Below are 12,457 nucleotides of genomic sequence, written 5' to 3' on the forward strand. Positions count from 1 at the left end.
GTTTGATCTGCCATCAGGGCAAACGAGGCGACATTCTAGCGAAAATAATTTGTAAGACAATTGATGGCGATTAATTAAATCATCATCTGATTATAAAAATAGATGATGATGGGATAAAAAGTAAGTGGAATATAGAACAAAGCGAAGACACCAGTTCTAGTTTCAATTAAAGCTGGTGTGCATGAATTACTGAGTTATTTGGTACACTGTTTTGCCATCGTTAATCGTAGCTTGGATTTTAATATCTTCGATTTTTAATGGATCTATTTTCAGCGGATTATCTGATAATATAACGAAATCAGCTTCTTTCCCTACTTCAATTGAGCCTTTTTTATCTTCTTCAAAGTGTTGGTATGCAGGCCAAATTGTCATCGCTTTCAATCCAATTAATGGGCTTACACGTTCTGTAGGACCAATAATATCGCCTGTACGAGAACGACGATTAACTGTTGCAGATAATACGCGCATTGAATCAGGCAGAGCGACTGGCGCGTCATGATGTGACGAGAATTTAATTCCTTTATCGTAGACCGTTTTTGTCGGTGAAATAAATTCAGCGCGCTCAGGACCTAAAACAGAATCTCGGTGCCAGTCTCCCCAGTAATAAGTATGCATTGGGAATAACGATGGGAAAATTCCTAGCTCTTTTAAGCTATTGATTTGATCTGGACGAATGGTTTGTCCATGGATTAGGACTGGGCGACGATCTTTCTTGCCGTATTTATCTTCAGCTTGTTTTACTGCGGCGATAAAAACATCAATGGCAGCATCGCCATTGGCGTGAGCAAGTATTTGCCAGTTATTTTCAAAGGCTTGATCGACGTATTTGAAGGTATCGTTATTTGAAATAGCAGAATAACCGACGTAAGAGCCATCTTTGCCTTTAGGAGGCTCAAAGTAAGGCTGAGTTAACCATGCTGTTTTACCTTGTGGTGATCCATCAATCGTGAGTTTTGCACCACCGATACGGAAGTTATTCTTGTAGTCATTACTTAGGTAAGGGCCAGAAATGGTTTGGCTTGCGATCACGATATCAGGATAGGCAACGACATCAATTGGGGAATTACCTTCTTCCGAGACTTTTTGCATGATCGGCATAATGTTAGGAAATGCACGTCCTTCTTGGCCTGTGGTATAGCCAAATTGACTATAGAGTTCCATTCCCGCTTTGAAGATTTTTTCATTATCTTCATTACTCATATTAGCAAGTACTTTACCTAATACATAATAGAACGCATTTTCTTCTAACGTCCCATTAGGTTGTTGAGATCCTTTTTTACGTACAAAAACACCACCTTCAGGATCTTCAGTTTTATCCGTGACACCAGCAACTTCCAGCGCTTTATTATTTACTGCTGCAAGGTGGCCTGATTGGTGGATCAGAATAACGGGTAATTCTGTTGAGATTTTATCTAAATCTTCAGCTGTAGGGTGACGTTTTTCGGTTAGTTGTGAATCATCATAGCCAAAGCCAATAATCCAGCCTACTTTATCACTACGCTCAGGAAAGTCTTTATGCCATTGATTGGTTAATTCAATCAGGCTATTAATGTCACGACCTTCACCATCTGGTGGGGGTAGTAAGTTAGCGGATAATGCTTGTAAGCCTACATTGAAGACATGACCGTGTGCATCAACAAACCCTGGAATTAGTGTATTACCCTTTAAATCAACAATATTTGTTTCTGCATTCTTGTGCTTTTCAATATCAGAAAGACTACCTGTCGCCAGTATTTTTCCATTTTTAACTGCAACGGCTTCAACTTCAGGCTGTTTATCATTGATTGTAATAATATCGCCGCCGGAGTAAATCGTATCGGCATGATGCACTAATTTTGCTGGTAAAGTGGTTACAGCAGCAGAGGTAGGTTTAGTAACTTGCTGTGGTTCAATACTTTCAGTTTTAGTTTTTTGGTCGCATCCAGAAAGTGCCAAAATAGCTGGGATTGCCAAGCTGAGATAAGAGCGTTTAAACATATAATTTCCTTATAATTATCCGCAAAATAAAGTTTTTTTACTTTAGCAAGCAAGCATAGACGATGAGGTTACTGATTTCACAATTAATGTAACAATTCGTGATGTTATTATTTATTTAGTAACTTATTGAGAGTAAGGAACTAATTAATAAAATGTCGGTCGAATTAATCCAGTAACTGTTTATCTGATAACAGTAAGTGGAAAATAGAGGAATGAAAATGAGATGTTTGGTGCTCTTATTTGTAGGAGCTATCGCAACATTTAGTACAACGCTCATGGCAGCCGATAATGCCGGCTCAGATTGCCATTTAGTGACCTCTAATGTTGATATATTAATTTGTAAAGATCCTAAATTATCACTGTTACATAAGCTGATGGTAGACATGTATCAGCAAGTTTTAACCCAGTCGATGGTAAGCGAAGCTTCTGTGATAAAGGAAACACAGAAAAACTGGTTAGAAACAAGAAAAGGTTGTTTACATCAATCTGATGCTCAACGTTGTTTAGTGTCAACTTATCATTCTCGCTTAGATAATCTTACCGCTATTAATGCCACCGTTCTGGCACCACTTGCCACATATAGTTTTCACGATTTAAAAGATGCTCGCTATAACGGTATCGAAGATATTGGTACACCGATTAAATTACAGCATGGTTTATGGGCAGGAGAACCGTATCAACCTGGTGGTTCAGTCATGCCACAAGTCATACTGCTTGATGATATTAAAGCTGTGGGTTCACTGACGGAAAGTAATAACAAAATGGCAGTGGTTTTATTAAATTACTCACCGGGTGGAACAGGGCAATATTTGTATATAGCTGTTGTTGACAAAGAAAGTGGCCATTTAAAAAATATTGCGACTCAGTTTGTCGGCGATCGTTTTCGAGTTAAAGATCTAAAAATATTGAATAAGAAAATTATTTTAGATGTTATTCAGCCGGGTAAAAACGATTCAGCTTGTTGTCCTGGTGATGTGGTTCAACATGTCTGGCATTTAGATAGTCATAATCAATTAATAGAAGAGCCGAACACACGAAAAATTGTTCGTTTAACCCCAGATATTTTATCTAATACTGAATGGAGACTAGAAAGCTGGCGTTATGGCGATCCGGTGAGTGCCGAAAACGATATTCGATTACGTTATATTAATGGACATTTTACTGGTTCAGTTGCCTGTAATAATTATACGGTTTCCGTTACATCAGAGCCGCGTCCGGGCTTTATTAATGTATTAAAGCAGCATACATTGGTGACTGAAAAACAGTGCAATAATCCTTTAGCTGCAGAACAACAACAACGATATTTAGAGCAATTAGGTGGGGTGAGTCAATTCACTTATTTCGCGGGTAAATTAGCGCTTTCATATCAAGTCAACGGCCAGTTGGGGGTAATGATCTTCTCCAAAGAGCCATCCTCATATAATCAATAATCTTTTGTAACCCATTGATAAGAAGTATCAATAGACGTTGATACTTCTTATTCTTAAACTTATTAATTATTCAACCATAACTCAACAGCGCGTTGCGTTGAGGGAAAAGCAAAATTTTCTAGTTTGATATCTTGTTTTTTTACCCACAGAATATCAGCAACATCATCCTGTACCGTTAGTGTTGGTTTATCTAATAATTGATGACTAAAAAAAGTATCACAGGTTTTATATTCAATATTTTTGTAGCAATACGTATTACTGAATGAGCCTTGGTATGTGAAATCAGTCAGCGTTAAGTTGAGTTCTTCCTGTATTTCTCGTATTGCTGCTTGCTCTAAGGATTCATTAGGGTCAACAAATCCGCCAGGTAAATCCCATAATCCTAATCCTGGATTTCTACCTCTTATTGCTACCAGCAACTCATCTTCATATGACAGCGCAACCATAACAGCAGCCGCTGGGTTGTGAAAATAGGTAAAATTACAGGCGCTACAAGTAAATTGCTTATCGGTTAAACGGGTTAAGCTTGATTTGCCACACTGCGGACAAAAACGGGCTGTATCTATACTGGCCATCTTTCTAGTGACCATCTTTTTCTAACCAAGTAAGAATAAATTGCGCAATAGCATCAGGATCATTGATATTTAGCTGCGGTAGCGGACATAGTTGAGTATCTGCGTCAGTAGCAAATGCGATAATGTAAGGATCGTTAGGATACAATAAGGGTTTATTGTAAGACGGACGATGAATTTCGATTTTAGGAAAAGCTTGCTCTCTGAACCCCTCAATTAATACAAGATCGAGTTTGCTGTGATCGAGTTGCTCTAAACAGTCGTTAAGTTCAGGATCTTTACGTTCATCTTCTGGGTATTCAAAATAAAGCATGTGGCGTGATTTTGTTGCCAGTAATGTTTGCCCGCAACCCGCATGACGTAATCGATAAGAGTCCTTACCTGGTACATCAGGTTCAATGTCATGATGACTATGTTTTATTAAACCTAATCGAATACCACGTTGCTTGAGTAACGGGATTACTTTTTCTAATAACGTTGTTTTTCCTGAGCCACTAAAGCCCGCAAAGCCAATCAGAGGAGTGGGAGAAGTAATCATAGCTATTTTTAGGTCAAAATACAGTGTCAGTAATTATATCGTTAAATGATGGGGAAATGCAGCAATGCGCTGTATTTACTAACGATTAATTAAAGTAAGTCTTTTATTACTTATGTGTAGTGTGTCTTAAAAGTAATCCTTATCTATGAAAGTTTTGTTGTGTTATGAGTGACGGTCTAAAGTTAAAAGGTGTGGGCATTCTTTAAATAGTTATTGGGTTGTTGTCACAGTAGGGACATTGATGATTAACAGCATAGTTATAAATACAGGGAGTGTGAAATGTGGGCAATACTTGATTTTGAGGCATCAGGTTTATCTGAACATTCATATCCGATTGAGGTTGGGTATTCTTTACCAGATGGAACAAACAGTAGCATGTTAATTAATCCGCTATCTGCATCCGATAACTGGTCTCATTGGGATAAAGATGTTCAACACAATATCCATAAGATATCTCGGTCAATGATTGAAGAGACTGGGATGCAAGTAGTGGATGTTTGCCAACATTTAAATACGACTTTAGGTCAATATGATTTGGTTTTATGTGACAGTGAATGGGATCTATTCTGGCTGGGGCGTTTATACCATGCAGCACATATGCGTCCATCTTTTGTGCTTACAGAGGTAAGCCATTGGTTAAAAAATCAAAATGGACTGGGTCAGGTACACTTTAAATTGGCTTTAGATAACTTAGGGGCGATGAGGCATCAAGCAGGATATGATGCAAAACAAATCCGCTTAGCGATAGATACATTGGTTAAGTCATCTTAATTAAAATTTTATCTTTAGAAAAATTAAGTTACGAGGTTTGTATTTGTAAACATGGGTTGGATGTTTACAATGCCGTTTTCAATGATTGATAACGAGATAACGTGTGGCAGAGTTTTTATCAACCGTTTTAGAAACAAAACAATCCTTACGTGTGGCTATGTTTAATGTCGCGATGTCTGAGCCAGAACAAGGGCGTATTTTTCAGCAAACATCGGGTTTAACTAATAAAAGATTTCAGCGACTCGCCGCTATTATCCAGCATGTTAATGCTGATGTTTTGTTACTGTGTGAATTTGATCACCCTGGTAATGGGGGCGATGATGGTAGCCTTGATAATTTTTGTCAGCATTATTTATCTCATTCTCAATATCAACAATCTGCGATTGATTACCCTTATCGCTATTGCCCTTCATCCAATACCGGCCTAATAACCGAAATAGATCTAAACGGTGATGGTCTCTGCACGTTACCAGAAGATGCCCAAGGTTACGGTGAATTTCATGGTCATTTTGGTTTTGTTATTTTATCTAAATGTCCACTGCAGCAAGAGAATATTCGAACGTGGCAGCACTTTCTTTGGAAGGATATGCCGAATAACTTAATGCCTGTCGATTATTATTCAAAAGAAGCTCAGCAGATATTACGTTTATCTTCTAAAAATCATGTTGTTGTGCCTATTGTTGTTGAAGATAAAGAAATTAATTTACTGTGTTGTCATCCAACCCCTCCTGTGTTTGACGGTAACGAACGTCGAAATGCAAAACGTAATCATGATGAAATCCAGCTTTTAATCGACATCATTAATGATGAATCCTATTTAGTTGACGATAATGATCAAGTTGGTGGATTAAAACCTGATGATGCCTTTATTGTAATGGGGGATTTAAATGCTGATTTAGATGATGGCGACGGATTTAAGGACGCGATTAAACACCTACTGAAACTCGATAAAATAAATACAAGGGTTAGTAGTGGCAAGCAGACGCCTAAAAGTGAAGGTGCAAGGCATTATTATCCTTGGCAAAAGCGTACTGGCCGTAAAAATGAGTGGACGCATTTAGCTGGGTTGCGGTTAGATTATGTGTTGCCGTCAAGAAATTTAGATGTGATAAAAACGGGGGTTTTTTGGCCGGATAAACATGATTTATTACGTGAACTTATTTTAGATTGTAAAGGTAGAGAAAAGCCTTCTGCAGGATCAGATCATCGAATGGTGTGGGTTGATATTAATATTGCGGACTAAATGACGATGTGATCATGTTGGCATATTTATATTATAACAATTATTTAGAGATAAAAGTTAACAGAGATAGTAATACCTAATGTTACTCTTCACCCTGGTTATTTTTCGGGGGGAGTCATTATGCGTTTGGTACTTAGCCGCTATTGGTTTTTCTGTCTTTTATTTTGTTGGTCTGTTGCGGCAAATAGTTTACAGCTTAATCCGACATATCAACAAAGCGCTAATCAGATCCGCCAAACCTTTGAGCCTCAGTTATATACATTGCCAGCCTATACAGCGGGGCATTATGGCTTACGTATGTATCGGCAGTCGTTAGATCCTAAATACGCAGCCGCGATATGGCAGGATATGGCGCGAGTTGCGAGTAACTTAAATCGCTATTCAACAGAAGTTGTGACACCTGAGCAAGTACAGCGATACAGTTTAGCGCGATTAGCGAATTATAAAACATCACCTAAAGAGCGTAGCCAACGTCGATATAAAGCGACTCAAACGATGCCTGAATATGTATATTTAGGCGTTGGGTTGCTCGGCTCAATGGCGCGTGCCGATGAGTATGGGTTAAAGCATCAAAATGATGCGCAATTAAGGCAGGTTCTTCGCCGTTATGATTTTAAAAAATATGTTACTGATCCTGAAATGATCCAAGCGTGGGCAGCACAACTTGCAAATCAAGTCTATTGGTTAAGACAACTGGGTGAACAAGATGTGGTGAATGATTTCATTATTGCTTTTCGTGAAACTTATCCTGATAGTCAAGACAATCAATTATCTTCTCTGCAATACAGCAATAAAATTTATGGGTTAACGCATATTATTTTTGCGGCATCGAAATACTATCAATTACCGATCCATGAAAAAGATCATCAATGGATTTTTGATTACTACCGCAAAAATATCGATAAGATTATTGCTGAAACGAAAGAGGATGTTATTGCAGAGGTCGGGATTAACTTTTTATTGGCGGGGTTAGAGGCAGATCCCGTAGTAGAGAAAACCCGCAAGGTGATTCAGCAAGCAATAAATCCTCAGCATGGAATGATCCCATCAGTAACGGGTGATATAGATTTAGTCTCTGGTGAGCACCGCAATGTACTTGCGATAATGTTACTCGATTGGAAAGAAACGCATTTAGCGCCGACGCTAAGCGACCATCCTCAAATGTTCAAGCATATACCGTATGGATTGATTGCAAAATAGCATAGGAAGGGTAAAGGTATATTTACGCATAATAGAATTGATTGAGAATCAAACAATATCAATTAAATATTTTGACAAAGTACCGGAAAGGTTTGAATAAGCAAGCAACAGCAGTTACTGCAGCTTGCGTAGGCTGTTAGAAATATTTACTACGAATTTTGGCGTATTTTTCTTTCAGTGCGCTAGTTGTGAAGGTTTTAACAACCATATTGGGTGACCAATAGCTTGGTGACCACCCCGCTTTTTGTTTCAATTGCTGAATAAAATGATCTGGTGTGATCCCTTTTCTCCACGCACTTGGTAGCATTGTTGTTTGCGTGTAGCGATCAATTAATACAATACCTTGGCGATTGCTAGGTATTTGTAAGTGTTCGACTAAGGCCTGATGAGAGTGAATTGGCAACGTTTCAAGTGGCGATAATACTTCGATTTCGATTGTTAATTCATCAAGTTGTTCTTCAGAAAGAGGCATAAAGCGACGGTCTTCGTATGCACTAGCCACGGCTTTATTATGAACTTCTATGACTAATGGACGCGAAGCAATAGTTGTCCCCATAGAGCCTTGCAATGCATTATTCACCTCTAAGGTAACAAAACATGCTGCATGTTGTTGCATCTTTCGCGTGTAATGATTAAGCCGAGGTGCATTTATCGGACGATCAGAAAAATGGTCATGAATAGCATTGCGTGCAATATCCAGTAATTGAGTTAACTCACCTTTATTATATGTTTGTGGTGTAGCTATTATATCCACAACTCTCTCCTTAACTCTGTAATGACAGAGCAGTTAAATTCCGTGATAAAAGCGATTTATTATTGTTCATTGGGCTGCTTTTGATTATCCGTTAGTGTTTGAATGCAAAAGGACTGACGAAACAGTTAACGGTAGTGAGGTAATTAATATCATCTATTTTCGATGAATGTTCAACATGTGAAAGGTTAAAATTTGTTAACTTTTCTATCGTTATTTTATTCAGTATTTGTATTTTAATTTCTTATAAAACAAATTGTTATATTTTATCTGTTGAAAAGAGGGGGTTACTAATTGACTATCAATGAGTAATTGCGAATAGAAAGTGAACAGTGCAACTAAAATTAAATATTGTTTAGATCGTAAACAGGTGTGAAGTAGATGTTTTACTATTAAGCAAGTTTCAATTATCTTGACCAACTTATCTTATAGAAGAAGTGGCATTGTGATGACTGAAGTAAAAAATCTAACAATCGAACAGCTTGAGCAATACGACAATTTAGTAATTACGCAGCCGAATTGTCCGTTTTGTGTGAAAGCAAAAGCACTACTTGATGAGCGTGGTATCGAGTATACAACACTTGTTTTAGGGCTAAATTTATCAAAATTAGTGATGGTTGATTTCATCGAACAAAAGGCAGGGCTAACGGTTCGTACTGTACCTCAAATTATTTTAGATGATAAATATATTGGCGGTCATGACGATTTAGTCGCTTTTCTTGAGCGTCAAGTTGAAGCAACTGAGTTTGATGATTTTGAATTATAAAAATGGGCTGAAAAGCCCTTTTTTATATCTATTACTAGTACATATATGAGCTGACCTTATGAAACTCGATTTTTCTCAATTAAACAAACAGGCCAAACAATCGTTTGGTGACCAACAAGCTATTATTAAAAAAGTGATGCAAGGTAAAGTAGTTAACTGTAAAGAATGCGATCAATCATTATTCTTAGTTCCACCTGAAAAAAGCGAACAACCAGGGATTGCATGTAAAAAAGGCTGTACTCATATTCATTTAGATTTCGCCTAGTTAAGGGGATATTTTAATTGTAGGGTGTATAAAAAAGCACCATTGAATTGTTTTTTTTAGATAAGTATTCCCACATTACTGATAACGAGTGTTACGGAGTTGCACACTATTTCTGGCAAATCGGCATTCTCAATTTCTATTTTTATATTGCTAGTTAATGCAGTGATTAATAATAAAAAGCTATTTACGGAAGTGAGATAACTTTGATAGCTGATAATTTTATAAATTTAAGCTTAAGTTATAACATCATGAATTAAAGTATAAAAATAACTACGATGATAAAATTATATTTATCAGCCAACGATAAAAAAACAGTCTAAAGTTGATAGGGTAGTAGTTAGAGTACAATGAAAAGCATTATTAATTTTACACACTGATATCATTATTTTTTATGGGATATGGTGTTTTTTATAACAAATGAATTGTTTTTAGACGATTAAGCCATCTATTGACAGTTATTATGATGAAATGGTTATATATTGCCGCTCAGATTTTATTTACAGGACTAAGTATTGATGGTTTGAGTTGTAATCATAACGGGACTTTATAAATGAGTAAGCACGATAAATATAGTATTCATAATACCGACTATACAATTGGACAAGATAATGTCCAAAAATGGGGCTTTGATGTCCATAATGCGGTATTTGGTGTTAGTGCAGGATTAATTGTTCTCTTTTTAGCAGCAATTCTTATCAGCGATCCTGCAACAGCAAAAGCAGCGTTAGATAGTGTTAAAAATGCTATCGTAAATAAATTCGATACCATGTTTCTTTTGGCGGGAAACTTTTTTGTTATTTTTTGTTTAGGACTCATCATTTCTCCTTACGGCCGTATCCGTTTGGGCGGGAAAGACGCAGAAGCTGAACATTCCACCATGTCTTGGTTAGCGATGCTCTTTGCTGCGGGTATGGGGATTGGTTTAATGTTTTGGAGTGTTGCTGAGCCTGCCGCGTATTATACCGGATGGGGTGGTTCAACACCGCTAAGTGTGACCCCTGAAACGCCAGAGGCCTTTAAAGTCGCGATGGGTGCAACTATGTACCATTGGGGTTTACATCCATGGGCTATTTACGGTGTTGTTGCGCTTTCAATGGCATTTTTTGCTTATAATAAAGGTTTACCTCTTTCTATTCGTTCGGTGTTTTATCCTATCCTTGGCGATCGTACTTGGGGTTGGGCTGGGCATATCATTGATATCCTTGCTGTGCTTGCAACATTATTTGGTTTAGCAACATCACTAGGACTAGGGGCTCAGCAAGCAGCAAGTGGTATTAACCATGTATTTGGTACTCATGGTGGCTTGGGGTTACAAATTGGTATTATTATCGGTGTAACAATCATTACCATATATTCTGTTGCTCAAGGCATTGATTCCGGTGTTAAGTTATTAAGTAACATTAACATGTTAGTCGCCCTGACCTTATTAGTGTTTGTCGGTGCTGTTGGTTTCTCTGTGTCTATGCATACGATCCCAACGACGATTGTGGGTTACGTAGAAAACTTTATTCCATTAAGTAACCCATTTGGTCGAACAGATCAGGCTTGGCTTCATGGTTGGACTGTAGTGTACTGGGCGTGGTGGATTTCATGGTCTCCATTTGTAGGTTCATTTATTGCTCGTATCTCAAAAGGTCGAACTATCCGTGAATTCTTAATTGCTGTCTTGATTGTGCCTACCGTGGTTACCACTGTTTGGATGTCAGTATTCGGCGGTCAAGCAATTCACCAAGTGATGGATGGCATTGGATCTTTAGGTAAAAATGGTATTACTGAAGTTTCACTTGCTATGTTCCAAATGTTTGATGCCTTACCACTCGGTACTATCTTATCTTTTATTGGTATTTGTTTAGTTTTAGTTTTCTTTATTACTTCTTCAGACTCAGGTTCTCTGGTTATCGATAGTATTACTGCAGGTGGTAAAGTTGATAATCCAGTAACGCAACGTGTATTTTGGGCTATTATAGAAGGTTTAATTGCGATTGCATTGTTGTGGGTAGGAGGTACCCAAGCAATTCAAGCGCTTCAAGCGGGTACCATTTCAACGGCACTTCCGTTTACCATTATATTGTTGCTGATGTGTGTCAGCTTAATGCTTGGCTTTAGAACCGAAAAGTACAAGTAATTATCAAGGGTGATTTAGCCTAAAATGGTAATAAAAACCGCAGTGTTCATACTGCGGTTTTTTTTTATTCCCAAATTTGATCAATTGGCGTATCGGGGGGGAAGTGATATGCGATTTGAGCTTGTAATAGCTCAGCTGTCGCTAAGGCATCTGTTAACGCGTGATGAGGTTGGTAAGCGGGTAATCCATATCGAATTCTACATTTCCCTAATCGAACTGAACCTGGCTTTTTCCCTTTTAATCTCGCCCAAATACCACTGTATTGCTGGTTTTGGATAAATGATTCAAGCGCTAAAGTATCAACAACAGGAAACTGGATACCTTCGTTTAATCGCACTCGTAATGCCTTATCCATAAACTGTCGTTCGATGGCTTTGTAATGCACCACTACGACTTTACCTGCTAAAGAATCTAATACCGCTTCTAAAATTCGACGTATATCTGGCGCCGTTTGTACATCTGAGTGTGTAATACCATGAATGATGACGGAGTCTTCATCTAGTTTTGCTTTTGGCTTTACCACCCAATGCTGTGATTGTCTGCAATAAATACGATTGATGGTGAAGGGAACAAGCCCGACACTAATAATGTCATCTTTGTTAGCATTGAGCCCTGTTGTTTCAAAATCTAAAGCAACAAATTCAATGTCCTTTAATGGGGTATCACCACTAAAAATACCATGTTGATAATATTGTTTAATTCGTTGGTCTTTAGCATCATGGGCAAGTTCCGCAAACTTTGTTTGCCAATCCACTATCGGAGTATTACGAATGAAGTGGGTTGATGATGTTTTTTTGAATACTTCTCTAAACATGCTTC

General features: G+C 37.9%; 12 protein-coding genes. 7 read left to right on the plus strand and 5 right to left on the minus strand.

Annotated features, from left to right (window positions below):
• Positions 1-186 precede the first annotated feature (186 nt).
• On the minus strand, positions 187-1,977 hold the full coding sequence (locus C9J38_RS05745; RefSeq protein ID WP_107206254.1) for an amidohydrolase: 1,791 nt from the start codon (positions 1,975-1,977) through the stop codon (positions 187-189).
• Between the two features lie 230 nt (positions 1,978-2,207).
• Between C9J38_RS05745 and C9J38_RS05750 the strand changes: the two genes are divergently transcribed.
• Complete coding sequence (locus tag C9J38_RS05750) at positions 2,208-3,407, plus strand: META domain-containing protein (protein ID WP_233218472.1); 1,200 nt, start codon at positions 2,208-2,210, stop codon at positions 3,405-3,407.
• 62 nt (positions 3,408-3,469) lie between these two features.
• Here C9J38_RS05750 and C9J38_RS05755 read toward each other — a convergent pair whose 3' ends face one another.
• Together C9J38_RS05755 and mobB are read right to left on the minus strand one after the other, a co-directional pair.
• Complete coding sequence (locus C9J38_RS05755) at positions 3,470-3,982, minus strand: NUDIX domain-containing protein (protein ID WP_107206256.1); 513 nt, start codon at positions 3,980-3,982, stop codon at positions 3,470-3,472.
• A gap of 4 nt (positions 3,983-3,986) precedes the next feature.
• The gene (mobB, locus tag C9J38_RS05760; protein WP_107206257.1) at positions 3,987-4,517 is read right to left on the minus strand and encodes a molybdopterin-guanine dinucleotide biosynthesis protein B; all 531 of its coding nucleotides are present in this window, start codon (positions 4,515-4,517) and stop codon (positions 3,987-3,989) included.
• Between the two features lie 279 nt (positions 4,518-4,796).
• Between mobB and C9J38_RS05765 the strand changes: the two genes are divergently transcribed.
• The 3 genes from C9J38_RS05765 to C9J38_RS05775 all read left to right on the plus strand — a co-directional run bounded on the left by C9J38_RS05765 (position 4,797) and on the right by C9J38_RS05775 (position 7,731).
• Positions 4,797-5,288 (plus strand): hypothetical protein, encoded by a 492-nt coding sequence (locus C9J38_RS05765; protein ID WP_107206258.1) that lies wholly within the window; start codon positions 4,797-4,799, stop codon positions 5,286-5,288.
• A gap of 103 nt (positions 5,289-5,391) precedes the next feature.
• Entirely contained in the window at positions 5,392-6,531 is a 1,140-nt protein-coding gene (locus C9J38_RS05770) for an endonuclease/exonuclease/phosphatase family protein (protein ID WP_107206259.1), read from the plus strand.
• Positions 6,532-6,651: 120 nt separating this feature from the next.
• The gene (locus C9J38_RS05775) at positions 6,652-7,731 is read left to right on the plus strand and encodes a DUF3541 domain-containing protein (protein WP_107206260.1); all 1,080 of its coding nucleotides are present in this window, start codon (positions 6,652-6,654) and stop codon (positions 7,729-7,731) included.
• A gap of 136 nt (positions 7,732-7,867) precedes the next feature.
• On the opposite strand, the gene amrA is transcribed toward C9J38_RS05775, so the two are convergent.
• Positions 7,868-8,485: an AmmeMemoRadiSam system protein A gene (gene amrA / locus C9J38_RS05780; protein WP_107206261.1), complete on the minus strand. Its 618-nt coding sequence runs from the start codon at positions 8,483-8,485 to the stop codon at positions 7,868-7,870.
• A gap of 445 nt (positions 8,486-8,930) precedes the next feature.
• Between amrA and C9J38_RS05785 the strand changes: the two genes are divergently transcribed.
• From C9J38_RS05785 to C9J38_RS05795, 3 genes are all read left to right on the plus strand, one after another.
• Entirely contained in the window at positions 8,931-9,248 is a 318-nt protein-coding gene (locus C9J38_RS05785; protein ID WP_107206262.1) for a glutaredoxin domain-containing protein, read from the plus strand.
• A 58-nt stretch (positions 9,249-9,306) separates the two neighbouring features.
• The gene (locus tag C9J38_RS05790) at positions 9,307-9,513 is read left to right on the plus strand and encodes a hypothetical protein (protein WP_105059910.1); all 207 of its coding nucleotides are present in this window, start codon (positions 9,307-9,309) and stop codon (positions 9,511-9,513) included.
• Between the two features lie 550 nt (positions 9,514-10,063).
• Positions 10,064-11,638, plus strand: coding sequence for a BCCT family transporter (locus tag C9J38_RS05795; protein WP_107206263.1), 1,575 nt, complete (start codon positions 10,064-10,066; stop codon positions 11,636-11,638).
• 64 nt (positions 11,639-11,702) lie between these two features.
• Here C9J38_RS05795 and C9J38_RS05800 read toward each other — a convergent pair whose 3' ends face one another.
• The gene (locus tag C9J38_RS05800; RefSeq protein ID WP_107206264.1) at positions 11,703-12,452 is read right to left on the minus strand and encodes a 3'-5' exonuclease; all 750 of its coding nucleotides are present in this window, start codon (positions 12,450-12,452) and stop codon (positions 11,703-11,705) included.
• Positions 12,453-12,457: the final 5 nt, after the last annotated feature.

The organism is Photobacterium sp. GB-210, from assembly GCF_003026075.1.
In the GTDB taxonomy this organism is placed as follows: Bacteria; Pseudomonadota; Gammaproteobacteria; order Enterobacterales; family Vibrionaceae; genus Photobacterium.

Coding starts and splice junctions, on each gene's coding strand:
- C9J38_RS05765 (WP_107206258.1), top strand. CDS start 4,797: ATGTGGGCAATACTTGATTTTGAGGCATCAGGTTTATCTGAACATTCA.
- C9J38_RS05785 (WP_107206262.1), top strand. CDS start 8,931: ATGACTGAAGTAAAAAATCTAACAATCGAACAGCTTGAGCAATACGAC.
- C9J38_RS05775 (WP_107206260.1), top strand. CDS start 6,652: ATGCGTTTGGTACTTAGCCGCTATTGGTTTTTCTGTCTTTTATTTTGT.
- C9J38_RS05755 (WP_107206256.1), bottom strand. CDS start 3,982: ATGGCCAGTATAGATACAGCCCGTTTTTGTCCGCAGTGTGGCAAATCA.
- mobB (WP_107206257.1), bottom strand. CDS start 4,517: ATGATTACTTCTCCCACTCCTCTGATTGGCTTTGCGGGCTTTAGTGGC.
- C9J38_RS05790 (WP_105059910.1), top strand. CDS start 9,307: ATGAAACTCGATTTTTCTCAATTAAACAAACAGGCCAAACAATCGTTT.
- C9J38_RS05745 (WP_107206254.1), bottom strand. CDS start 1,977: ATGTTTAAACGCTCTTATCTCAGCTTGGCAATCCCAGCTATTTTGGCA.
- C9J38_RS05800 (WP_107206264.1), bottom strand. CDS start 12,452: ATGTTTAGAGAAGTATTCAAAAAAACATCATCAACCCACTTCATTCGT.
- C9J38_RS05795 (WP_107206263.1), top strand. CDS start 10,064: ATGAGTAAGCACGATAAATATAGTATTCATAATACCGACTATACAATT.